Source organism: Sphingobium lignivorans (assembly GCF_014203955.1).
Taxonomy (GTDB): domain Bacteria; phylum Pseudomonadota; class Alphaproteobacteria; order Sphingomonadales; family Sphingomonadaceae; genus Sphingobium; species Sphingobium lignivorans.
The window spans coordinates 868,811-893,097 of the sequence record NZ_JACHKA010000001.1; the positions used below are offsets into that span (position 1 = coordinate 868,811).

General features: G+C 66.0%; 19 protein-coding genes. 12 read left to right on the top strand and 7 right to left on the bottom strand.

Going from position 1 to position 24,287, the window contains the following annotated elements; genetic code table 11:
• Positions 1-6 precede the first annotated feature (6 nt).
• Entirely contained in the window at positions 7-537 is a 531-nt protein-coding gene (locus HNP60_RS20150; RefSeq protein WP_184150507.1) for a MarR family transcriptional regulator, read from the bottom strand.
• A 261-nt stretch (positions 538-798) separates the two neighbouring features.
• Between HNP60_RS20150 and HNP60_RS04055 the strand changes: the two genes are divergently transcribed.
• The 11 genes from HNP60_RS04055 (at position 799) to HNP60_RS04105 (ending at position 16,277) form a co-directional block, all read left to right on the top strand.
• Complete coding sequence (locus HNP60_RS04055) at positions 799-3,219, top strand: glycogen/starch/alpha-glucan phosphorylase (protein ID WP_184150510.1); 2,421 nt, start codon at positions 799-801, stop codon at positions 3,217-3,219.
• Positions 3,216-5,369, top strand: coding sequence for a 1,4-alpha-glucan branching protein GlgB (gene glgB, locus HNP60_RS04060; protein WP_184150513.1), 2,154 nt, complete (start codon positions 3,216-3,218; stop codon positions 5,367-5,369). Before HNP60_RS04055 ends, glgB begins: the two co-directional genes overlap by 4 nt.
• A gap of 39 nt (positions 5,370-5,408) precedes the next feature.
• Positions 5,409-6,674 carry a glucose-1-phosphate adenylyltransferase gene (gene glgC, locus HNP60_RS04065; protein WP_184150516.1) on the top strand — a complete coding sequence of 422 codons (1,266 nt, stop codon included), beginning with the start codon at positions 5,409-5,411 and terminating at the stop codon, positions 6,672-6,674.
• Positions 6,675-6,875: 201 nt separating this feature from the next.
• Positions 6,876-8,330, top strand: a complete 1,455-nt coding sequence (glgA, locus tag HNP60_RS04070) for a glycogen synthase GlgA (protein WP_184150519.1) — start codon at positions 6,876-6,878, stop codon at positions 8,328-8,330.
• Complete coding sequence (locus tag HNP60_RS04075; protein WP_184150522.1) at positions 8,327-9,958, top strand: alpha-D-glucose phosphate-specific phosphoglucomutase; 1,632 nt, start codon at positions 8,327-8,329, stop codon at positions 9,956-9,958. The genes glgA and HNP60_RS04075 overlap by 4 nt, the downstream gene beginning before the upstream one ends.
• Entirely contained in the window at positions 9,955-11,763 is a 1,809-nt protein-coding gene (gene glgX / locus HNP60_RS04080; RefSeq protein ID WP_184150525.1) for a glycogen debranching protein GlgX, read from the top strand. Before HNP60_RS04075 ends, glgX begins: the two co-directional genes overlap by 4 nt.
• 128 nt (positions 11,764-11,891) lie before the next feature.
• Positions 11,892-12,809: an SDR family NAD(P)-dependent oxidoreductase gene (locus HNP60_RS04085; RefSeq protein WP_184150528.1), complete on the top strand. Its 918-nt coding sequence runs from the start codon at positions 11,892-11,894 to the stop codon at positions 12,807-12,809.
• Positions 12,810-12,888: 79 nt separating this feature from the next.
• The gene (locus HNP60_RS04090) at positions 12,889-13,662 is read left to right on the top strand and encodes a glutathione S-transferase family protein (protein WP_184150531.1); all 774 of its coding nucleotides are present in this window, start codon (positions 12,889-12,891) and stop codon (positions 13,660-13,662) included.
• A 113-nt stretch (positions 13,663-13,775) separates the two neighbouring features.
• On the top strand, positions 13,776-14,621 hold the full coding sequence (locus HNP60_RS04095; protein WP_184150534.1) for a beta-etherase: 846 nt from the start codon (positions 13,776-13,778) through the stop codon (positions 14,619-14,621).
• A gap of 77 nt (positions 14,622-14,698) precedes the next feature.
• Complete coding sequence (locus HNP60_RS04100; RefSeq protein WP_184150537.1) at positions 14,699-15,496, top strand: glutathione S-transferase family protein; 798 nt, start codon at positions 14,699-14,701, stop codon at positions 15,494-15,496.
• Between the two features lie 256 nt (positions 15,497-15,752).
• Complete coding sequence (locus HNP60_RS04105; protein WP_014075194.1) at positions 15,753-16,277, top strand: DUF2141 domain-containing protein; 525 nt, start codon at positions 15,753-15,755, stop codon at positions 16,275-16,277.
• Positions 16,278-16,326: 49 nt separating this feature from the next.
• On the opposite strand, the gene HNP60_RS04110 is transcribed toward HNP60_RS04105, so the two are convergent.
• The 4 genes from HNP60_RS04110 to HNP60_RS04125 all read right to left on the bottom strand — a co-directional run bounded on the left by HNP60_RS04110 (position 16,327) and on the right by HNP60_RS04125 (position 20,428).
• On the bottom strand, positions 16,327-17,520 hold the full coding sequence (locus HNP60_RS04110; RefSeq protein ID WP_184150540.1) for a glycosyltransferase: 1,194 nt from the start codon (positions 17,518-17,520) through the stop codon (positions 16,327-16,329).
• 54 nt (positions 17,521-17,574) lie between these two features.
• Positions 17,575-18,447, bottom strand: a complete 873-nt coding sequence (locus tag HNP60_RS04115; protein ID WP_221413693.1) for a hypothetical protein — start codon at positions 18,445-18,447, stop codon at positions 17,575-17,577.
• 131 nt (positions 18,448-18,578) lie between these two features.
• The gene (locus HNP60_RS04120; protein WP_184150543.1) at positions 18,579-19,703 is read right to left on the bottom strand and encodes a glycosyltransferase; all 1,125 of its coding nucleotides are present in this window, start codon (positions 19,701-19,703) and stop codon (positions 18,579-18,581) included.
• On the bottom strand, positions 19,700-20,428 hold the full coding sequence (locus HNP60_RS04125; RefSeq protein ID WP_184150546.1) for a DUF2334 domain-containing protein: 729 nt from the start codon (positions 20,426-20,428) through the stop codon (positions 19,700-19,702). Before HNP60_RS04125 ends, HNP60_RS04120 begins: the two co-directional genes overlap by 4 nt.
• A 330-nt stretch (positions 20,429-20,758) precedes the next feature.
• On the opposite strand from HNP60_RS04125, the gene HNP60_RS04130 reads away from it, so the two are divergent.
• The gene (locus tag HNP60_RS04130; RefSeq protein ID WP_184150549.1) at positions 20,759-21,187 is read left to right on the top strand and encodes a GNAT family N-acetyltransferase; all 429 of its coding nucleotides are present in this window, start codon (positions 20,759-20,761) and stop codon (positions 21,185-21,187) included.
• Positions 21,188-21,224: 37 nt separating this feature from the next.
• Here the strand turns inward: HNP60_RS04130 and HNP60_RS04135 are convergent, their stop codons facing one another.
• Both HNP60_RS04135 and HNP60_RS04140 read right to left on the bottom strand, forming a co-directional pair.
• Positions 21,225-22,628 carry a surface lipoprotein assembly modifier gene (locus HNP60_RS04135; protein ID WP_184150551.1) on the bottom strand — a complete coding sequence of 468 codons (1,404 nt, stop codon included), beginning with the start codon at positions 22,626-22,628 and terminating at the stop codon, positions 21,225-21,227.
• A gap of 28 nt (positions 22,629-22,656) precedes the next feature.
• Entirely contained in the window at positions 22,657-24,216 is a 1,560-nt protein-coding gene (locus HNP60_RS04140) for a HupA family protein (protein ID WP_184150553.1), read from the bottom strand.
• Positions 24,217-24,287 lie beyond the last annotated feature (71 nt).

Consider the following 24,287-nt stretch of genomic DNA (forward strand, 5'->3'; position numbering starts at 1 on the left):
CTAGGGCTAATCGTCGGCCGGCAGGGCGAGCCCGCCCTCGATCCGTTCGAGCAGGACGGAGAGGAAGCCGACGCTGGCGCGGACATCGTCCAGCGGGATGTCCGCCAGCAACTGGCTGCGCAGCTTGCTGGTCAGGTTCAGCATGTCTGCCAGCGCGTCGAATCCGGCCGGCGTGAGCTTCATGTGCTTGTTGCGCCGGTCGGTGGGATCGGGGAGGCGCTCCACCAGACCGTCCGCCTCCAGCATGTCGAGCGTGCGCGTGAGCGTGGGCCCCTCGATGCCGATCCGCTTGGCGATCTGGATCTGCGTGGCGCGCGGCGGCGCATAGGCGATGGCGGCCATCGCCTCCATGCGCGAGGCGCTGTGGCCCAGCGCCCGCAGTTGCTCGTCGATCAGGGAGCGCCAGCGCCGGCCGGCCAGCACGATCGACATCGTGAGGCCAAGCTCGGGCGGCGGATAGTCTTCCCGGGCGGGAAGCGTCGATCCGAACGGATTGCCTGCATCATTCACTGCTTCGGCTGTCGCGCCGTCCGCCACGTCCCGATCCTTTCATGAGAAGCCGGACGGTCGGCCTTGATTTTGTCCGGATCGATGACGTTAGTTCCTGAATGATTTCAATTCAACTGTCCTTCGCGTCGCCCTGGCGCGCGATGCCACATGCGTCCGCCCTCACCCCGCCGCGACGATGGCATACGCTCCGCGATTTCCTGAAACGAGCAGTGGCGGAGGACGCGATGCCTTGATATCCCTCGCGCGTGCCGCACTGCGGCATGCACAATGGGGAAGGGAAAGCACCGCATGGCAACCATCGAATCCGCGACCGAAAAAGGCCTCCAGGCGCGGATCGTCGATGCGCTGGTCCATCGGATCGGGAAGGATGCGCAGGCGGCGCTGCCCCATGACTGGCTCGCCGCCACTATCTATGCCTTGCGGGACGACATCATCGAGCGATGGATGATCTCGTCCAAGGCGGCGCATGCTGCAGGTGCGAAAAGAGTCTATTATCTCAGCCTCGAGTTCCTCATCGGACGCCTGCTGCGCGACGCGCTGAGCAATCTGGGCGTCTCGGAGGAAGTGCGGGCGGCGCTGGCCGAGCATGGCGTCGACCTTGACGAGATCGAGGAGATCGAGCCCGATGCGGCATTGGGCAATGGCGGCCTGGGCCGGCTTGCCGCCTGCTTCATGGAAAGCCTCGCCACGCTCGATATCCCCGCTTATGGCTACGGCATCCGCTATGTGAACGGCATGTTCCGCCAGCGCATCGATGATGGCTGGCAGGTGGAGCTGCCCGAGAACTGGCTCGCCCATGGCAATCCGTGGGAATTCGAGCGGCGGGAAAGCGCCTATCGCATCGGTTTCGGCGGCGAAGTGATCGGCGACATTGATGGCAGGATCGAGTGGCGGCCCGCCGAGCAGGTGATCGCCACGGCGGTCGATACTCCCATCGTCGGCTGGCGCGGCAAGCGGGTCAATACGCTGCGCCTGTGGAACGCCTTCCCGGTCGATCCCATCCGGCTGGATGCGTTCAATGCCGGCGACCATGCCGGGGCGCTGGCCGAGCAGGTGCGCGCGGAGAGCCTGGTGCGCGTGCTCTATCCTGCGGACTCGACAGCGGCCGGCCAGGAGCTGCGCCTGCGGCAGGAGTATTTCTTCTCCGCCGCGTCGATCCAGGACATCCTCCGGCGGCACATGCAATATCATGGCGACATCCGGACCCTGCCGGACAAGGTCGCCATCCAGCTCAATGACACGCACCCGGCGGTCTCGGTCGCCGAGCTGATGCGCTTGCTGATGGATGACCATGGGCTCGAATTGCCCGACGCCTGGACGATCACGCGCAAGACATTCGGTTATACCAACCACACGCTCCTGCCGGAGGCGCTGGAGAGCTGGCCCCTGCCGTTGTTCGAGCGGATGCTGCCGCGCCACATGCAGATCATCTACGCCATCAATGCGATGGTGCTGAGGGAAGCGAGGCTCAGCAAGAAGCTGGACGAAAGCGCCATTTCGGCCATCTCGCTCATTGATGAAGGCGGCGAACGGCGCGTGCGGATGGCCAATCTCGCCTTTGCCGGCGCGCACAGCGTGAACGGCGTGGCGGCCCTGCACACCGAACTGATGAAGCAGACCGTCTTCGCGGATTTCCACCGGCTCTATCCCGAGCGGATCAACAACAAGACCAATGGCGTGACGCCCCGGCGCTGGCTGCTGGAATGCAATCCCGGGCTGACGGACCTCATCCGCGAGGCAATTGGCGATCGCTTCATGGACGATGCCGAGGAGCTCGTGGATCTCGCGGCATTCGCCACGGACGGCGCCTTTGCCGAGCGCGTCGGGGCCATCAAGCGCGCTAACAAGGAAGCGCTGGCCAATCATCTGCGCGTGCACATGGGAATCCGCCTCGATCCCGCCGCGATGTTCGACGTGCAGATCAAGCGCATCCATGAATATAAGCGCCAGTTGCTCAATCTGATCGAGACCGTGGCGCTCTACGACCAGATTCGCAGCCATCCCGAGCGTGACTGGATGCCGCGCGTGAAGATCTTCGGCGGCAAGGCGGCGCCGAGCTATCACAACGCCAAGCTCATCATCAAACTGGCCAATGACATCGCGCGCCGGGTGAACAGCGATCCGTCTGTCGGCGGCCTGCTCAAGGTCGTGTTCGTGCCGAACTACAATGTCAGTCTCGCCGAGAAGATCATCCCGGCCGCCGATCTCTCCGAGCAGATTTCCACTGCGGGCATGGAGGCATCGGGCACCGGCAACATGAAGTTCGCGCTCAATGGCGCTCTCACCATCGGCACGCTGGACGGCGCCAATATCGAGATCAAGGACCGGGTCGGCGACGACAATATCGTGATCTTCGGCCTCACGGCGGACGAAGTGGCCGAGAAGCGTGCCAATGGCTACAATCCCCGGGAGGTCATCGAGGGGTCGCGCGAGCTGCAGCAGGCCGTCTCGGCAATCGCGTCAGGCGTCTTCTCCCCCGACGATCCTGGGCGCTATGCCGATCTCATCGGCGGTCTCTACGATCATGACTGGTTCATGGTCGCGGCGGATTTCGAGAGCTACAGCCACGCCCAGCGGGCTGTGGACCAGCGCTGGAGCGATCCTTCGCAATGGCAGGCATCAGCGATCAGGAACATTGCGAACGTTGGATGGTTTTCATCTGACCGCACCATCGCTGAATATGCGAAAGACATCTGGGGAGTATTGTGAAGCCGCCCACAGCGGCCATTGAAGCCCTGCTGGCAGGCACGCACGCTGATCCCTTCTCGCTTCTGGGTGTCCATGAGGGCCCCGGGGGCGCGCATGCGAGGGTCATCGTGCCGGGTGCCGAGAGCGTAGAGGCGCATGATCTCAGCGGTAACTCGCTGGGCCTGCTCGGCTGCGCCGACCAGCGCGGCCTCTTCGAGGGACCCATAGCCGGTGGTCGCCAGCCCATTCGCTATTGCGCGCGCGCCGGCGCAGCGGAGTGGTGGCTGAGCGATCCCTACAGCTTCGGCCCGGTGCTGGGACCGGTCGATGACCTGCTCATGGCGGAAGGCACGCATTTTCGCCTGTTTGACAAGCTGGGCGCGCACCTCATCAGCCACGAGGGCGCGGAAGGCGTGCATTTCGCCGTCTGGGCGCCCAATGCCCAGCGCGTCGCTCTGGTCGGGGATTTCAATGACTGGGATGGCCGGCGGCACGTCATGCGTCGCCGTGCCGACATCGGCGTGTGGGAAATCTTCATCCCGGATATCGGCGCCTGGCATGCCTATAAATATCTCATCATCGGTCCCGATGGCACCGCACAGCCCCTCAAGGCCGATCCCTACGCCTTCGCGTCCGAGCTGCGCCCGAAAACGGCATCGCTGACCTACGAGACCGGCACGCATGAGTGGGGCGACGCGGCGCACCGGGCCCATTGGGCCTCCGTCGATCCCCGCCGCACCCCGATCAGCATCTACGAGGTTCATCCCGGCTCCTGGCAGCGGGACGAGAATGACTGGTTCCTGCCATGGGACGAGCTTGCGGCCCGGCTCATTCCCTATGTAGTGGAGATGGGCTTCACGCACATCGAGTTCCTGCCGATTTCCGAGCATCCTTATGATCCCAGCTGGGGCTACCAGACCACGGGTCTCTATGCGCCCACGGCGCGGTTCGGCGATCCCGACGGTTTTGCGCGCTTCGTGGACGGGGCGCATCGGGCCGGCGTGGGCGTTCTTCTCGACTGGGTGCCCGCGCATTTCCCGACAGATGCGCACGGGCTGGGCCGGTTCGACGGGACCGCGCTCTACGAGCATGAGGATCCGCGCCTGGGCTTCCATCCCGACTGGAACACGGCCATCTACAATTTCGGGCGGCGCGAAGTCTCCAGCTTCCTCGTCAACAACGCGCTGTTCTGGGCCGAGCGCTACCATGTCGACGGGCTGCGCGTGGATGCCGTCGCGTCCATGCTCTACCGGGATTACAGCCGGCCCGCCGACCAGTGGATTCCCAATCCGGAGGGGGGGCGCGAGAACTGGGAAGCGGTGGCGTTCCTCCAGGCCATGAACAAGGCCGTCTACGGGACGCATTCCGGCATCGTGACGATCGCCGAGGAATCGACCGCATGGCCAGGCGTCACGCATCCCGTTCATGACAACGGGCTGGGGTTCGGTTTCAAATGGAACATGGGCTTCATGCATGACACGCTCAGCTATCTGGCGCGTGACCCGGCGCACCGGCGCTATCATCATGACGAGATCACATTCGGTCTGATGTACGCCTATAGCGAGAATTATGTGCTGCCGCTCAGCCATGATGAAGTGGTGCATGGCAAGGGCTCGCTGCTCACCAAGATGGCGGGCGACGACTGGCAGAAATTCGCAAATCTCAGGGCCTTCTACGCGCTGATGTGGGGATATCCCGGCAAGAAGCTGCTGTTCATGGGGCAGGAGTTCGCGCAGCGGCGGGAATGGAGCGAAGGGCGTTCGCTCGACTGGGACCTGCTGGATGCGCCCGCCCATGAAGGTGTCCGCACGCTCGTGCGCGATCTCAATCACTTGTACCGCGATCTTCCCGCCCTGCATGAGCGGGATTGCGAGGCGGACGGGTTCGAGTGGCTGATCGCCGACGACCGGGACAATTCGGTTTTCGCCTGGCTCCGCAAGGCGCCGGGCGCTCCGCCGGTGGCGATCATCGCCAATCTGACACCTCAGGTCCGGGACAATTACGAAGTGCCGCTGCCGCTGGACGGCGTCTGGCGCGAAATGCTTAACAGTGATGCAACCATCTATGGCGGAAAGGGTATCGGCAACATGGGCAAGGTGACGGCCGAACATGGCCGGGCCGTCATGACCCTGCCGCCGCTGGGAACGATCATGCTGCTTGGTGAGGGATGACGGAATCGGACGCCGTCAGCAGGGAAAGGAACGGTACGCGTGTCAAGTCGGGAGAGATGGGGACAACCTCTGGCGCGTGACGCCATGGCTTATGTACTGGCCGGCGGCAGGGGCAGCCGCCTCATGGAATTGACGGACAATCGCGCCAAGCCCGCGGTCTATTTCGGCGGCATGTCGCGCATCATCGATTTCGCGCTGTCCAACGCGCTCAACAGCGGCATCCGGCGCATCGGCGTGGCAACGCAGTACAAGGCGCATTCGCTCATCCGCCACATGCAGCGCGCCTGGAACTTCATGCGTCCCGAGCGCAACGAGAGCTTCGACATCCTGCCCGCCTCGCAGCGCATCGACGAGTTTCACTGGTATGAAGGCACGGCGGATGCGGTGTTCCAGAACATCGACATCATCGCGAGCCACGCCCCGCAATATATCGTCATCCTCGCGGGCGATCACATCTACAAGATGGATTATGAGCTCATGCTCCAGCAGCATGTGCAGGAAGGCGCGGACGTCACGGTCGGATGCATTGAGGTGCCCCGCATGCAGGCCACGGCCTTCGGCGTGATGCATGTCGATGAGAACGGGCAAATCACCAGCTTCCTGGAGAAGCCCAAGGACCCGCCGGCCATGCCGGGCAAGCCGGACGTCGCGCTGGCGTCCATGGGCATTTATGTGTTCACGACCGAGTTCCTGTTCGAGCAGCTCCGCCGAGACGCGGACGATCCGGAAAGCAGGCGCGATTTCGGCGGGGACATCATCCCCTATATCGTGAAGCACGGAAAGGCGGTCGCGCACCTCTTCTCGTCCAGCGCCATCCGCGCGGGCGCGCAGATCGAGGAATATTGGCGCGATGTCGGCACGCTCGATGCCTATTGGGAAGCCAATATCGATCTCACGGACGTGGTGCCCAAGCTCAACATGTATGATCGCGAGTGGCCGATCTGGACGGACCAGATCATCGCCGCTCCGGCCAAGTTCGTGCATGATGAGGAGGGGCGGCGCGGCATGGCCGTTTCCTCGCTCATCTCGCAGGATTGCATTGTCTCGGGCGCCAGCGCCTGGCGCAGCCTGTTGTTCACCGGCGTGAAGATGGGCAGCTTCTCCGATGTGCAGGAAGGAGTCATCCTGCCTTATTGCAACATCGGCCGGGGCGCGCGGCTCAAGCGTGTCATTGTCGACAGTGGCGTGCGCATTCCCGAAGGGCTGGTGGTCGGGGAGGATCCCGTCGCGGACGCGCAGCGCTTCCGGCGCACGGACAGCGGGATCTGCCTCATCACCAAATCGATGATCGACAGATTGGACTAGCGGCATTGGCGGGCCGGTTGCCGGATCGTCCTGCGGCCGGCGTCCCGCCCCGACGCTCCTCAAACGGATCTCTCTGGTCTACGGCCAGTTACGCAGCTTAAAACAGAAGCATGAGATGCACGTCTTTGATCCAGTTGCAAGTGAACCAGCCATGTCGATGAGTGCCATGCTGACCGTGCATGCGCGACCGGGAAGCTGCCGGTGAGCCCGCTTTCGGTCCTCTCCGTGGCGTCGGAATGCTGGCCGCTCGTCAAGACCGGCGGGTTGGCGGACGTCGTCGGCGCCCTGCCCGCCGCCGTTGCGCCGCACGACGTTGCGATGACCGCGTTCATCCCTGGCTACCCCGCCGTGCTGCGGGCGCTGGAGCGCAAGCGCACCGTTCATCGCTATGCCTCGCTGCTCGGCGCGCCGGCGCGCATTCTCGCATGCAGGCATGAGGACCGCCCGCTGCTGGTGCTCGACGCGCCGGCCTATTTCGATCGGGATGGCGGGCCCTATTCCGATGCGATGGGGCGCGACTGGCTCGACAATGGCCTGCGCTTCGCGGCGCTGGCCAAGGCAGCGGCCGACATTGCATCAGGGCAGGCGGGCGTGAAGCCCTTCGACGTCCTGCATGCGCATGACTGGCAAGCCGGCCTCGCGCCGGCCTATCTGGTCTACACGCAGGATCCATCCACCCGGCCGGCCAGCGTCATGACGATCCACAATATGGCGTTCCAGGGCTATTTCGGCGCGGACTTCTTCCACCGGCTCGAACTGCCGCCCACGGCCTGGTCGATCGACGGCGTCGAATATCATGGCGGCGTGGGCATGCTGAAGGCAGGGCTCATGCTGGCCGATGCCATCACCACGGTCAGCCCGGGTTACGCCGAGGAGATCCGCAAGCCCGAGTTCGGCATGGGGCTGGAGGGGCTCATCAACGGCCGGCAGGATCGTCTCTCCGGCATCGTGAACGGCATCGACACCCGGGAGTGGAATGCGCGGACCGATCCTGCCCTTCCGGCCCATTATTCGGCCGAGACGCTGGAGGATCGCGCGGCCAACAAGCGCGCGGTGGAAGCCGCCTTCGGTCTTGAGCCGGGCAACGGGCCCCTGTTCACCGTCATCAGCCGCCTGACCTGGCAGAAGGGCATGGATGTCCTGCTCGAAGTGCTCGATCATCTGGTGGGGCTCGGGGGTCGGCTGGCCCTGCTCGGCACGGGCGATTCCGCGATCGAAGCGGGCCTGCACGCCGCCGCCGCACGGCATCCCGGGCGGATCGGCATCCGCATCGGCTATGACGAGCCGCTTGCCCATCTCATGCAGGGCGGCTGCGATGCCATTCTCATCCCTTCGCGCTTCGAGCCGTGCGGCCTCACGCAGCTTTATGGCCTTGCTTATGGCTGCGTGCCGGTTGTGGCGCGCACCGGCGGACTGGGCGACACGGTGGTCGATGCCAATGTCGCTGCGCTCGCCGCCGGTGCGGCGACCGGCATCCAGTTTTCACCCGTGAGCTATGAGGGTTTGTCCGACGCCATCACCCGCACCGTGCGGCTCTTCGCCGACCGGGAGACCTGGGTGCAGATCCAGCGGAGCGGGATGCTGACAGATTTTTCCTGGGCCAAGAGCGGCCGGGCCTATGCCGCCCTGTATCGGCGACTGAAGGAGCATGCATGACCATCCGGACCGTTGAGACGACGCCTTTCGAGGGGCAGAAGCCCGGCACTTCCGGCCTGCGCAAGAAAGTGAAGATCTTCCAGCAGCCCAATTATTCCGAGAACTTCATCCAGTCGGTGTTCGACGTGGTGGAAGGCAAGGAAGGCGCGCTGCTCGTCATCGGAGGCGACGGGCGCTACCACAACCGCACTGTCATCCAGCAGGCGATCCGCATGGCGGCCGCCAATGGTTTCGGCAAGGTCATGGTGGGGCAGGGCGGCATTCTCTCCACGCCCGCGGCCAGCCATCTCATCCGCAAATATGGCGCGCTTGGCGGGCTGGTCCTCTCGGCCAGCCATAATCCCGGCGGGCCGGACGAGGATTTCGGCATCAAGTATAATGTCGCCAATGGCGGCCCCGCGCCGGAGAAGGTGACGGACGCCATCTTCGCGCGGACGCAGGTCATCGATCGCTGGCTCGCCATCGAGGCGCCGGATATCGACCTCGACGCGCCGGGCACGGTCATGGTCGGCGGGATGACGGTCGAAGTGGTTGATCCCGTGACCGACTATGCCGCGCTCATGGAGACGCTGTTCGATTTCGAGGCCATCCGCGCGATGGTGGCGGGCGGCTTCACGATGGCCTTCGACGCGATGAGCGCCGTCACCGGCCCTTATGCGACGGAGATCCTCGAGCGGCGGCTCGGCTTCGCGCCCGGCACCGTGCGCAATGGCGTGCCGCTGGAGGATTTCGGCCATCATCACCCGGATCCCAATCTCGTCCATGCCCGCGCGCTTTATGATCTGATGATGAGCGATGCCGCACCGGACTTCGGCGCCGCGTCGGATGGAGACGGGGACCGCAATCTCATCATCGGGCGTGGCCGCTTCATCACGCCATCGGACTCGCTCGCGATGCTGGCCGCGAATGCGCATCTGGCGAAGGGCTATGCTGGTGGTCTCAAGGGGATTGCCCGCTCGATGCCGACCAGCGCGGCGGCGGACCGGGTGGCGGAGGCGCTGGGCATTCCCTGCCACGAGACGCCGACCGGCTGGAAATTCTTCGGCAATCTGCTCGATGCCGGCATGGCGACCATCTGCGGCGAGGAAAGCGCGGGCACCGGCAGCGACCATGTCCGCGAGAAGGATGGTCTGTGGGCCGTGCTGCTCTGGCTCAACATCCTGGCCGTGCGCAAGATCCCGGTCGATGCGCTGGCGCGGGACCACTGGGCCCGCTTCGGCCGGAACTATTATGCGCGGCACGATTATGAGGCGATCGAGACGGACAGGGCCGACGCGCTGATGGCAGCGCTCACCGCGGCCCTTCCGGCGCTTCCGGGCGCGCGGTTCGGCGCGCTGACCGTCGCGGCGGCGGACAGCTTCTCCTATGTCGATCCGGTCGATGGCTCCGTCAGTGCCAACCAGGGCCTGCGGGTCATGTTCGAGGGCGGGTCGCGCGTCGTGTTCCGCCTGTCTGGCACGGGCACGCAGGGCGCCACGCTGCGCGTCTATCTGGAGCGCTATGAGCCCGCCGACGGTGCGCTGGACGAGGAGACGCCGGCAATGCTCGCGGCCCTCATCGCCGCCGCCGATGTCATTGCCGGGATCGAGCGCCACACCGGCCGGACGGCGCCTGATGTCGTGACATGAGCGACGAGCGGGGCGCCCGGCTCACGCGGGGCGGGACGCAATTCGCCGTCTGGGCGCCCGACGCGACTGGCCTGACCCTGTGCCTGTTCGATGCGCAGGGCGAGGAGCGGCAATATCCCATGGCCCGGGAAGGCGATGTCTGGCGCGCGGCGGTGCGCGGCGTCGGGGCCGGGCAGCGATACGGCTTTCGCGCGGAGGGGCCGTGGAACCCCGCGCAGGGCTTCTGCTTCGATCCATCCAAGCTGCTTGTCGATCCCTGGGCGCGTGCCATCGACCGCCCGTTCGTCCATGATCCGCGCCTTGGCGAGCGCGGCGTCGACACGGCCGCTTTGGTCCCAAAGGCAGTCGTCGAAAAGCCCCTGCCGGACGTGCGCAAGGCGCCGGTGCATTTCCGTCCGGGCGGCCTCATCTACGAATTGAACGTGCGCGGCTTCACCATGTTGCACCCTGACGTGCCGGAGGCCCAGCGCGGCACTGTGGCGGCGCTGGCGCATCCGGCGGTCATCGCTCATCTGCGCAAACTGCATGTGTCCGCCATCGAGCTGATGCCGATCGTGGCGTGGATCGACGAGCGGCATCTTCCGCCGCTCGGGCTCCGCAACGCCTGGGGCTATAATCCGGTGGTGCCCATGCCGCTCGATCCCCGGCTGTGCCCGGGCGGCATGGCCGAGCTGCGCGCCACCGTGGCGCGGCTCCACCGCGCGGGCATCGGCGTGATCCTCGATCTCGTGTTCAATCACAGCGGCGAGAGCGACAGGCAGGGGGCGACCCTCTCGATGCGCGGCCTTGGCGAGCGCTGCTATTATGCGCTGGCGCCGGACGGGAGCCTCATCAACGACGCCGGCACTGGCAATGTGCTCAACGCCGCCGCACCGGACGTGCGCGCGCTCAAGCTCGCAAGCCTGCGTCATTTCGTGCGGCAGGCCGGCGTGGACGGCTTCCGCTTCGATCTCGCGACGGTGCTGGCGCGGGAGCCCGGCTTCAACCCGCAGGCGCCGATCTTTGGCGAGATCGCTGCCGATCCCTGGCTCGGCGACCGGCTGATGATCGCGGAGCCCTGGGACGTGGGGCCGGGCGGCTATCAGCTCGGCAATTTTCCCGATGGCTGGCTGGAATGGAATGATCGCTATCGCGACGATGTCCGCCGCTTCTGGCGCGGGGACGGATCGATCGGCACGCTGGCGACCCGCATGGCCGGCTCGGCGGACATATTCGGCAAGCCCAGCCGCAGCGTGAATTTCCTCGCCGCGCATGACGGTTTCACCCTCGCCGACACGGTGGCTTATGCGGCGAAGCACAACGAGGCCAATGGCGAGGGAAATCGCGATGGCCATGACGACAATCTCAGCTGGAACAACGGCATCGAGGGCCCGACCGACGATCCATCGGTGAATGCGCGCCGGCAGGCGGACCTGCGCGCGCTGCTCGCCACGTTGTTTGCGTCCACCGGCGCGGTGATGCTCACGGCAGGCGACGAGTTCGGCCGCACGCAGCACGGCAACAACAATGCTTATGCCCAGGACAATGCGCTGAGCTGGGTGGATTGGGCCGGGCGGGATCGTGCGCTGGAAGATTTCACGGCCGCGCTGTCCGCCGCCCGCGCCGCCGATCCGGAGGTTTTTGCGCTGTTCCCCGAACCCGGACGATGGTTGCGGCCCGATGGAGCGGAGATGACGGTGTCCGACTGGGAAGCGCCCGAGGCGGACGGTTTCGTCTATGAGGCCCCGCTCCCCGATGGCCGACTGTTCCGGCTCTCGGTCGATCGCACGGGGCGTCGGGTCTTTGTTGACATTGTCCGGAAATGAGTGGAAACCCGCGCTAAGCAGATGGCGCGGGCATCGTTGGCCGGCACTCGGCATGAGGTCACTCATGACAGGCCGGTCAGCCGGTTGGCTGGCGCGTCATCGGCCGTAGAAATCAGGAGAGGGTCGGAATGAAGGATTTCCAGGATCAGGTCGCGTTCATCACGGGCGGCGCGTCGGGCGCCGGCTTCGGCCAGGCCAAAGTGTTCGGTCAGGCAGGCGCGAAGATCGTGGTGGCGGACGTGCGGGCCGAAGCGGTTAAGAAGGCCGTCGCCGAGCTGCAAGCGCTCGGGATCACGGCGCATGGCATCGTGCTCGATATCATGGACCGCGAGGCCTATGCCCGGGCGGCGGACGAAGTGGAAGCCGTGTTCGGCCAGGCGCCGACGCTTCTCTCGAACACCGCGGGCGTGAACAGCTTCGGGCCGATCGAGAAGACCACTTATGATGATTTCGACTGGATCATCGGCGTCAACCTGAACGGCGTCATCAACGGCATGGTGACCTTCGTGCCGCGCATGATCGCGAGCGGCCGGCCGGGGCACATCGTCACCGTCTCGTCACTCGGCGGCTTCATGGGCAGCGCGCTCGCCGGACCCTATTCGGCAGCCAAGGCGGCGAGCATCAACCTGATGGAAGGCTATCGCCAGGGGCTGGAGAAATACGGCATCGGCGTCTCCGTCTGCACGCCGGCCAACATCAAGTCGAACATCGCGGAAGCCTCGCGCCTGCGTCCCGCGAAATACGGCACCAGCGGCTATGTGGAGAACGAGGAATCGATTGCCTCGCTGCACTCGATTCACCAGCACGGGCTCGAGCCGGAGAAGCTGGCGGAAGCGATCAAGAAGGGCGTCGAGGACAATGCCCTCTACATCATTCCCTATCCCGAAGTGCGCGAAGGACTGGAGAAGCATTTCCAGGCCATCATCGATTCGGTCGCGCCGATGGAAAGCGATCCGGAAGGCGCCCGCCAGCGGGTCGAGGCGCTGATGGCCTGGGGACGGGACCGCACGCGCGTCTTCGCCGAGGGCGACAAGAAAGGCGCCTGACGAAATACAGGGGCGTGGCGGCTTAACCGCCGCGCCCGTTTCGCTCATGACGAGATGACAAGAGATCTGGGAGACAGGAATGACGTTGAAACTCTACAGCTTCGGTCCCGGGGCGAACTCGCTCAAGCCGCTCGCGACGCTTTACGAGAAGGGCCTCGAATTCGAGCAGGTCTTCGTGGATCCGAGCAAGTTCGAGCAGCATTCGGACTGGTTCAAGAAGATCAATCCGCGCGGTCAGGTGCCGGCGCTCTGGCATGAAGGCAAGGTCGTCACCGAATCGACGGTGATCTGCGAATATCTGGAGGACGTGTTCCCCGAGGCGGGCAATTCGCTGCGCCCGGCCGATCCCTTCAAGCGCGCCGAGATGCGGGTGTGGACCAAGTGGGTCGATGAATATTTCTGCTGGTGCGTCTCGACCATCGGCTGGGCCTTCGGCATCAAGGCGATCGCGCAGAAGATGAGCGACGAGGAGTTCGAGGAGCACATCAACAAGAATGTGCCGATCCCCGAGCAGCAGCTCAAATGGCGCCGCGCGCGCAACGGCTTCCCGCAGGAGATGCTGGACGAGGAATTCCGCAAGGTCGGCGTCTCGGTGGCGCGGCTGGAAGAGACGCTCTCGAAGCAGGACTATCTGGTCGACACCGGTTACAGCCTCGCGGACATCTGCAATTTCGCCATCGCCAATGGCCTCCAGCGTCCCGGCGGCTTCTTCGGCGACTATGTGAACCAGGAAAAGACGCCCGGCCTGTGCGCCTGGCTCGACCGGATCAATGCGCGTCCGGCGATCAAGGAAATGTTCGAGAAATCGAAGCGCGAGGACCTGCTCAAGCGGCAGAACGAGAAAGTCGCCTAAACAGGAAAGCGCGTCCCGGCGCGCGCCGGACAAGGCCAGCCATTTGACGTTCGCCTTGTCCGGCAGCGCCGTTCGCGCGGCTCGGGCGCGCTGAATGATGGAGAGGATTGCCGATGGCCAGGAACAACACCATCACTCTGTATGACCTGCAGCTCGAATCCGGCTGTACGATCAGTCCCTATGTCTGGCGCACCAAATATGCGCTCAAGCACAAGGGCTTCGACATCGACATCGTGCCCGGCGGCTTCACCGGCATTCTCGAGCGGACCGGCGGCCGGTCCGAGCGCGTGCCGGTCATCGTGGACGACGGCGAGTGGGTGCTCGACAGCTGGGTGATCGCGGAATATCTCGACGAGAAATATCCTGATCGCCCCATGCTGTTCGAGGGGCCGGCCCAGAAGAACCTCATGAAGTTCCTGGACAACTGGCTGTGGTCCACGGCGGTGGGCCCGTGGTTCCGCTGCTACATCCTCGATTATCACGATCTCTCGCTGCCGCAGGACCGCGATTATGTGCGCTGGAGCCGCGAGCAGTGGTTCCTGGGCGGGCAGCGCCTGGAAGACGTGCAGGCCGGCCGCGAGGAGCGCCTGCCGCTCGTGCCGCCGACGCTCGAGCCCTTCCGCCGCATTCTCGCGGAAACCAAGTGGCTCGGCGGCGACCAGCCGAACTTCGCGGACTATTCGGCGCTGGCGGTGTTCCTCTGGACCGCGTCCGTTGCCCGCACGCCGCCGCTCACCGAGGATGATCCGCTGCGGGACTGGCTGGACCGGGGCTTCGACCTGTTTGACGGCCTCGGCCGCCATCCCGGCATGAACCCGCTGTTCGGGCTCAAGCTGCGGGAAGGCGATCCCGAGCCCTTCGTCCGGCAGACCGGTCCTGCCGGCGCTGGCGGACAGGCTCTCAACAAGGGGCCGCAGACCACGAAGATGCCGCCGCGCGTCGCCGAGAAAGCGGACTGACGGAAGGGGAGGCGGGGGCGCCGCCTCTCGCCTCCGGGAAGCCTGAAGACAGCGGACACGAGGACACAGGAGCAAGCATGGCCGAACCACAGGAACTGACGATCTATCATATCCCCGGCTGCCCCTTCTCCGAGCGGGTGGAAATCATGCTTGAGCTCAAGGGCCTGCGCATGAAGGATGTCGAGATCGACATTTCCAAGCCGCGCCCGGACTGGCTGCTTGCCAAGACCGGGGGCACGACTGCGCTTCCGCTTCTCGACGTCGAGAATGGCGAGAGCCTCAAGGAAAGCATGGTCATCCTGCGCTATCTGGAGCAGCGCTATCCCGACCCGGCGGTGGCGCATCCCGATCCCTTCTGTCACGCGGTGGAAGGCATGCTGGCGGAACTGTCCGGCCCCTTCTCCGGCGCGGGCTACCGGATGATCCTCAACCGGGACATCGGCAAGCGGGAGGAGATGCGCGCTGCCGTCGATGCCGAGTTCGGCAAGGTGGACGCGTTCCTCAAACGCTATGCGACCGGCAGCGACTTTCTGTTCGACGATCGCTTCGGCTGGGCGGAAGTGGCGTTCACGCCGATGTTCAAGCGCCTGTGGTTCCTGGACTATTATGAGGATTATGAAGTGCCGGCACGCTTCGACCGGGTGCTGCGCTGGCGCGCGGCGTGCACGGCGCATCCGGCCGCGCAATATCGCTCGAAGGAAGAGCTGCTGAAGCTCTATTATGACTACACGCAAGGCGGCGGGAATGGCCGCATTCCCGAGGGGCGCAGCATCTCCAGCTTCTCGCCGGATTTCGACTGGCGCGCGCGCCCGATGCCGCCCCGCGACAAATGGGGGCACGCGGCGACCGACGCGGAACTGGGTCTCACCCGCTGACGCCCGGGGGCGGGGCTGCCTCGCTTCGTGACGCAGCCCTTCCGCAGCTGGAGCGCAACGCAGGCCGGCCTTGCGGGGCGATCTGCTGGCCAGCCACGTCCCGTTAAGGGAGTCCATGGCATGGAAGCTGCTTCGGGCTATCGCGGCCTAGCGAGGGCTAGGTAAAGCAGCTACATAGCCCACCATCCGGCGCTGACGGGGCAACAGGCTGTTTCCCAGGCGCCATCCTTTTCCTCAACCGGGAGATGACCAGTTGATGTCGATGAGTTTGTTGCTGGCTGCCGCGGCTGCCGCCGGATCGGCCAATTACATCCCGTCCTCACCGGACCTGGGGATTGAAGAAGGACGCTGCCGCCCGAACGAGAGTGGTCCCTCCTTCCTCATCACCCTGGCAGGTCTCAAGGATCGCAAGGGCCGCGTGAAGGTCGAGCTCTATCCCAACAATGACGATGATTTCCTGCAGGACGACAATATCCTCGTGATGGCGGGCAAGGCCTTCCGCCGGGTCGAGATGCCTGTGCCGCAGACCGGCCCGGTCGTGCTCTGCATCCGCGCGCCTGCAGCGGGAAATTACACGCTCAGCCTGCTTCATGATCGCGACGCCAATCGCAAGTTCGGGCTGTCCGTCGATGGCATCGGCTTCCCCGGCGATCCCAAGCTCGGCTGGTCCAAGCCCAAGGCCCGCAGCGCGGCGGCGGCGGTCGGCAATGGCCCGACGCGCATCACCGTGACGATGCAGTATCGCAAGGGCCTGTTCAGCTTCGGCCCGCTCAACAAGTAACGGGTCGCTTGCCTCAGGCGCGATGCCGGCCTTCGGCCTCGTCGCGCTCTCAGCCGACGGGCGGGCGGGAGCGGTCAACCACCGGATTGGCCACCAGCTTTTCGTAATAAGCGAAGAGGTCCGCGAAATGCTCGTCGATCGTGCGCACGTTGCGGGCATGCTCCAGCGCGCGGGCACGCACCGCCTCGCGCGGGGCGGCGATGAAGTCCAGAATGGCCTTTGCGGCTGATCGCGGATCTGCCGACGCGTAGAGCCAGCCGTCCGCCAGACGGGCATGGTCCGCCGCACCGCCCCGGTCCGGCATGATGAGCGGCAGGCCGGCCGCGCGCGCTTCGCCGCCGACCGTGCAGAAGACTTCCGCCTCGCAGCCGTGGATCAGCGCGTCGCAGCTCGCAAAGAGTCGCGCGACTTCGTGCCGGTCCGAGATCGGCGAGATGAGATGCACGTGCGGATTCTCCGCAGCAGCGGCCACCACGCGGGCCTGATCGCGCCCGTCGCCGGCGATGATGAGGCCCACCGGCGCGTGAACGCCGGCGGCCGTGACGGCTTCGATCACCATCGGCCAGCGCTTTTCCGGCCCGTGCCGCCCCGCCCCGAGCAGCAGGGTCGCGGACGGATCGAGCGCGCATCGGGCGAGCAGGCGGGCGCGCAGGCCCTCGTCGCGATAAGCGGGGGAGAAGATGCCCGGCTGCACGCCCATGGGATTGGTGATGACCCGCGTCATGCCGCCCGCGAGCAGCCGGTTGGTCTGGTCCTCGCCCGTGGTGATCGCGCCGTCGAAGAGCTGGTCCATGCGCTGGAGATGCCGCCAGAACATGCCGAAGGCGCGGTCGATGACCGGGCGGGAAGCGATGGGGTCGAACCAGCGATAGGCATAAGCGGACATGGGGTCCGCGTGCATGATGAGCGCCCGTGGCGCCTTGCCGGGCCATTCGCCCACGAAGCGCGCACTGCGCCAAGGCGAGGATGCTTCCACGATGTCCGGCGCGAGCTGGTCCAGCGTGGCGTGGAGCGTCTCCACATCCCGGAAATAATGATAGCGCCGGTCGAGCGGAAACTGCGGATCCTTGAGATAGACGATCCGCGCGCCCGGCCCCCGGTCCTCGACGCGATAGCCAGGCCCCGGCGCAATGACGATGATCTCGTGCCCGGCCGCCGGGCCGGCGAGCAGCTTTCGCTCGATATAGGTTTTTACGCCACCGCCGAAGGGCGTGTAGAAGGCTGCGACATCGACAATCCGCATGGCGTCAGTCGGGCAGGCCGGTGCCGGCGGCGCCCGTGGACGGGAGCGCGCGCATCAGTCTGCCTTGCCGCGCCTGGGGGGCAACGTGACGAGATCGCCGATCGCAAGGGCGGCGCCGACCAGAAGATGCGTGAGCAGCATGAGCGTCGCCATCAACGCCATGAGGATCTGGATCTCCTTGTCGTTGCCGACGACGAGCACCGCGAAGGCGGCGAAGATCACATCCTTGTTGCTGATGAGCGGCAGGCGCCCAAGCAGCATCTTGGCGGTCGCCAGCACCAGCCACCAGCCGAGCGCCACCTGTGGCAGCGCGATGCTCCAGAGCACCGCCATGAGCACGTTGGAGACAATGAGCCGCACCGCATGGAGCGCGGAAATGCCCCATAGCTGCCCCTTGCTCAGGCTGAAGATATGCTTGCTGAACAGAGCAACGATCAGGGAGATGAGCGTGATGACGCCGACCGAAGCGGCGAGCGCGGTGCTCGTCAGCCCCAGGTTGAATGTCCGGGCGAAGGGATAGACCATCGCCATCATCACCAGCGTCACGATGTTGGAGACGAAGGCCGAGAGAATGGCCACGTCCTTCACCGCGCCGAAGGGCGAAGTGGTCATCTTCACCTTCTTGCGCGCCCAGCTGTAGAAATAGGCCTCGCCCAGATAATCGACGAGAAGCTGGTTGCTCACATTCTTGCGGGCCAGCGCGACCATCCCCTCGAGAGGAATGCCCCATAGCCAGCGAAAGATGATGAAATCGAAGACGATGCCCGTCATGTAATATATGACGAACACGCCCCAGAAGAGGGGGCTCTTGGGCACCACCGCGATCAGTTGCTGGAAATCGAAGGTCCGGAAATGCCAGGCCACGATCGCCAATATGGCGATGGACAGCGCGGGCGTGATCCAGACCCACCAGGAATGCTGGCGCACCGGCAACGGTAGTGGGTCATTGGGAGCGGCGCTGTCGAGAGTCGCCGAAATCTGCCTCGTCAAGATCGGTACTCAGACATGGCCTTTATACATGGCGGGCCGATAGCAATAATATTCGGCGCCTCAAAGGACTATTTCCGCGCCACCTTGCGGAACAGGCCGATCCACTGATCGATCGTCGCTTCTAGGGTGAAACGCGCGGCGCGCGCGCGCATGGCCGGGACATCGACCGGATCGTTCCCGATGGCGTCCATCGCGGCCGCCAATGCCGTAGCGTCACGGACCGGCACCAGCCGCCCCGCGCCTTCGATCATCGAAGGGATGGTTACCGCGCAATCGGTGGCGACGATCGGCAGGCCCGCCGCCAGTGCTTCCACCAGCACGGCCGGAAGGCCCTCGAAATCGGACGAAAGGATGAAGGCATCGGCACGGGCGAACCACGGGTCGACGGGGTGGCAATGCCCCGGCAGATCCAGTTGCCCGGCAATGCCGAGATCCTGCGCCTGCCGTGTCAGGGGCTCGCGCAGCGGTCCCTCGCCCACGATGGTCAGTCGGTCTTCGGGCCGGGCGATCCGGGCGAAGGCCTCCAGCAGCAGCGCGAAGTTCTTCTGGGGGGAAAGGCGACCGACTGCGAGGAAATGCCGGCCGGCATGGTCGCGGGGCGTGGCGTCGCGCAAGGTGGCAAGCCGCTCTGCCGTGGCACGAGCGAGCGCGCCATTGTTGATGACGGTCACGGCCTGCGGCGAGACGCCCATTTCCTCGATGATCTCGTCCCGCAGCGGCGGCGCCATTGCCACGATGGCAGCGTAGATGCGGCCATGCAGGCGCAGCAGCGCGCGGTGGAGCCGGTGATGCAGCCCGCTCCAGTGGGGCGGGCGCAGGCTGTTGCTGGTGCGCAGCACGATGGGCGGGCAGTCCCGGCCGAGACGCAGCTTCGTTACCGCGGCGACGGCCATCAATCCGTTGCTGGCGAAGAACAGCACGTCCGGCCGCTCCTGCCGGATGATGGCGGGCAGGCGCAGCATCATCCACAAGCTCTCGGTCTCGATGCGCGCCAGCCGGCCCTTCTTCGGGATGATATAGGGAACGTCCGGCGCTTCTTCCTCCAGCCGGCCCTCGCGGCGACCGAGCGCGATGCGCGCGTCGACTCCCGCGTCCCGCCAGCCTTTGGTGAAGCGCAGCACGTCCCGCTCCACGCCGCCCGGTTCCAGACTGTGCAGCGCGCTCAGCACGCGCAGCGGCCGGGATTGCGTCATCCGCCGTGGAGGTCCGCGTAGCGTGACGGCCGGTGCGTGCGCACGAACTTGGCGTAAGTGGCATCGATGCTGTCGAGCAGGGCCGGAACGGTCGTGTCCGGCGGATGGACCGCGATGCGCGCGTTCTGCAGCGCCCAGGGCGCCGCGCGGGCCGCCGCGGCCACCATCAGCGAACTGGCGACACGGCCTCGGGTGCGGCTGGCCCATGTGATGACCGGCCCCTTCGCGACCACGCGTCCGGTCGTCGGCTCCCACACCTTGAGATGATCCTCGGCAAGCGGAAAGCCGCCGTCGCGCAGCGCATCGAGGCTGCCGGGCGAATAAAGCCATGCCGGCGCCACGAAGCCGGTGAGCGGCCGCCCCAGCGCATCCTCGACGACCGCGCGGCCGCGCTCCAGCCGGCGCAGCGCTTCCGTGCGGGAAAGCTGGGCGAATTCGCCCGCGCCGGCGGTCATGTGCTTCTGCATGAAGCCCTTCACGCGCGCATCGTCGCGATGGCACCAGCCATGCAGGAACATCTCGACCCCGGCGTCGGCCCAGCCACGCAGCTTGCCGGCGAAAGCGGCATTGCCCGCGAGCGGCGCCTTGTCCTCGAAATCCGGCACCACCAGCATGGCGAGGCGAGGGCCGCCCAGCAGGCCGCTCAGCCGGTCGAACAACGCATCGACCTCGCTTTCGAAATGCGGTGTCACATCATGGATGGAAGCGAAAAGGCGCGGCGACATGCGCGCGCCGTTACACGCTTTCCGGCGCCGCGTCACGCCCCCGCGCTGCGAAGGGGAGAGCAGGCGGGCGATTCCCTCGGGGCCCACGCAGCGCGGCCGCTTGACTCGCGCTGACGGCAGGCGCAAGGGCGATTCCATGATCGTTCGTGCTGCCCCATCCAGCGTTTATTGGCTTCGTCACACATAGACGCGGCCCGTTCGATCATGTGAGTGAAACTGGTGCCGCCGCTGGAGCGGCATCGCAGCACAAGAACCAGTGGCGGACCTTGCGAGGAGGCTACTGTGTTGCAATCCGACGATATACGAGAAGGGCGGGGCCGCGTGCGGCCCATGGACCGGCATGATCTGGCCGTGGTGGCAGACATGATCGTCCGGCTGGCGCGCCATCATGGCGATGATCCGGCGATCGATGCGGCCCGGCTGGAGGTCGATCTGTTTGGCGAGGCCCGCTGGCTGCACGGTCTCGTTGTCGAGCGTTTCGGCTATGTCGTGGGCTATGCGCTGCTGGTGCCGCGCTATCGTGCGCAGCTCACCTTGCGCGGGCTCGATCTTCACCATCTCTTCGTGCTGGAAGGATCGCGCGGCCTTGGTCTGGGCCGGCTGCTGGTGGCCGGCGCGCAGGCCGCGGCGCGGGAGGCCGGCTGCGCATTCCTCACCGTGGGCGCGCGTGCGGAGAATGGCCGGGCACAGGATTTCTATCGCTCGCTCGGTTTTCAGCCCCATCTGGCGGCAGGTCAGGGCTTCGCGATGACCCTGTGAGGGCGCTCTTTTGGACGGGGGGATTGCCTCCCCGCCCTCAGAAGGCGCGCGTAATGCCGAGGTCGATGGTGGTGCGGCGATAATCGTAGATGCCGACGGTCGAGATGTTGCGCTCGTAGGCGAGTCGCACCACCGGCGAGAAGCCCGCCACCTCAATCTGGCGGAACGTCGCGCCGGCCGCGCCGCGCAGGAACCATTCCTTGCGCCGGTCCGTGAAGGGGAAGAGCCGCGCATCGGATTCGAGGCGCCGGGCCGTGACATGGCCGAAGACCGTCATGCGGCCCATGTCGCGCCAGCCGAGCAGCGTCACGCCGCCCGCTGCGGTCGAGAAGCCGGGGTCGCGGGCGGTCTGGCGGGTGCCGCTCAGCGTCACGCCGATGCCGGTGCGGGGAGAGAGCGCGCGCTCGATCCCCGCGCTCAGGTTGAACAGGTCGCCATCCTGCATCTCGTTGAACAGATAATGCGTCCGGCCATAGGAGAAGCCGACCTCGCTCTGTGCGCGGCGGCCGACGCGCTGGGTCCAGCGCAGGTCCGCCGTGGCGGTGCGCGCATAGGCCCTGCCACCATAAGTGCGCCACGTGGCGCCGAAGGAGGGCATGAGGCGCGTGCCGCCCGCCTGCCATTCGAAGCCGAGCAGGGCGCTGCCGGAAAGATCGTTGAACTGGCTCTTGCCATAGAAGGTCCCGTCGCCGGAGAGGCGCGGCACCAGCGTCAGGCGCGGGGTCAGGCCAAGGCGCGCGAAGACCTGGCCAGTCAGGTGCAGGCCTATGCCGGACTGCTGGCGCGCGTCGTCGGAAAGGTTGAGGGGCGCGATCACGGTGTCCAGCTCTCGGGCATCGGTAGCCCGGTTGACGTTGCTGTCCGGCGCCATGGCCAGCTCGAAATTGCCGCCGAAGCGCCGGTTCGAGCGCAGGGCGGTCGCGAAGCGGTCTACAACCTGCGCCACGTCCGGCGGCAGGCCGCTGGCCTGCGCCTGGCGAAGCTGCTGGCGCGCCCGGCCTTCCTCGCCCATCGCGGCAAGCACGCGGGCAAGCTCCAGCCGGACACGGGCGGCCTTGGGGCGCTCGTCCAGCAGGGCGCGGAATGTGAGGGCTGCGTCGGCATGACGGCCCTGATCGGCCTGCATCATGCCCAGCCGAAAACGCGCCTCGGCCCGCACTTCGCCATCCGGGTCCCGCGCAAGCGCGGCATAGATAGCTTCGGCATCAGCAAGGCGGCCGGCAACACGTGCCTGATCGGCGATGTCGAAAAGCTGCGCCGCGCTCAGTCCGCTGAGCGCCGCGCCGTCCTGCGTTACGCGCGGTGTCGGCGCCGGCGTGCTGGCCCCGGCGCGATCCGGGGCAGCTTCGCTCTCTGCCTGAGCGTGGGCGGGGCCGGCGGCGCTGGCAAGCGCGATGACGGCACTCATCATGCCCAGCCCCGCAGCGACGCGGCGCCTCATGATCGCTGGCCCCGAATCCCGATCCCGGTCAATTCCCCGTCCGCGTCCCGACGATCACGCCGCTGAGATAAGCGGCATTGGAGCTGCCCGCGCCGCCACTGTCGGTATTTTCCGTCTGCATGCCGAAGCTGCCGGCGACCTCGGTCGCGCGCGGTCCGTAAAGCGCGCCTTCGAAGAAGCCGAGATAGGCATTGTTGTTGTTCACGATGTCCGCGGTGAGCCCCGCGTCGAGGTCGATCGCGCCGCGGGCGAAAGCGAAGGTGCCGAAATCGCGGGTCGCGCCGTCGCTCAGGCTCGTGCCGATCGGATTGAGCGAGCCGGTGAAGGTGCCCCCGGCGAAGTCCATGCTGAAGTTGCTCGTGCCACTGAGCGCATAGACCGGGCCGCCCCGGAAACGCGCGGCCGTACCCTGGATGATGCCGGCGAATTCGCCGGTCCCGCTCGGGATCTGGAAGCCGTTGGTGCGGATGCCCCAGGTGAACCAGCGGTCGATCCGGTCGCTTGCCGATGCCTGCGCGCGTTCCCAGCGGCCGAAGCTCGCATAGCTGAGCTGGATGGCCGGATTGCCCGCGCCCGGCTGGTTGAGCGTCAGCCGGTAGGTCAGGCCGTCGCTGCCGGTGAAGCTGTAGACCGCGAGCCGTGCATCCGTCTCGGCCGCGACCAGCTGCGCGGGGCTGAAATCCATGTCGATCCCGCGTGCCGTGTCGAGGTAGCGATAGGTGGCCGTATCGGCGTCATAGCCTAGATAGGCATCGGAGCGCAGGAGTTCGGCGTTATCGGCGCTACGGCCCCCGCCCAGATCGGTGAAGCTCAGCTCGCTGAAGCGGTGCGCAAAGCCTTGGTCGAAGACGAGAGGCGTCAGTGTCCAGTTGACCGGCTCGATCGTGCCGTCCTGCCGCCCCAGCATATAGCCTGCCGCGACTTGTCCATCGGCGCTGGTGAGATGCCAGGCCGCGCCGACTTCCTCCGCCTCGGGGCCGTAGAAACGTCCGGCCCATCCGCCCGTGAAGCGGGTGCCGTCGTCCATGAAGAAATCGCCGGAGAAATTGTTCGCCGTGCTGGAGAGGCTGGCCTCGCCGAAATAGACGCCGATCCCCTTTATCAGCCCGGTGCCGACGTCGATGCTGGTCAACACGCCGCTGCTGGCCAGCGATCCGCTCAGAAAGTCGACCTGCAGCGTGCCGCTGCCGGCCATGGCGTAGGGCGCTTCCATGGCGCGGGCCCCGACAAGGCTCACGGCATAGACGCCCGTGCCCGTCCGGGCGAGCGACGTGTCGGGCGTCTCGATGCCGTAGGTGAAGGGATCGTATGAGAAGTCCAGCTGATCGCCGGAAACGGTCGCGCGTTCCCAGGCGCCGCCGCCGACATAGCGATAGGTCAGCGCGCCGGACGTGCCGGGCCGCGTCAGGGTCAGCGCTTCGCTCGTCGTGCCGAGCTTCTCGAAGCTGATGAAATCAGGCGAGCCGGATTCGACCAGGTCGGCTGGCGCGAAGGTTGCGCTCCGGCCGGCCGTGCTAATCGTGTAGCTCCGGCTCCCGGCATCATAGGCAATGGTAAGCGCGCCGGAAGCGGCCTGGCCATTCTCCACCGGCCGTCCATCCCCGAAGAACCGCGCCGAGGCATTGGCCCCGTCGTTCGTGAAGGATTCGCTTTGCAGCG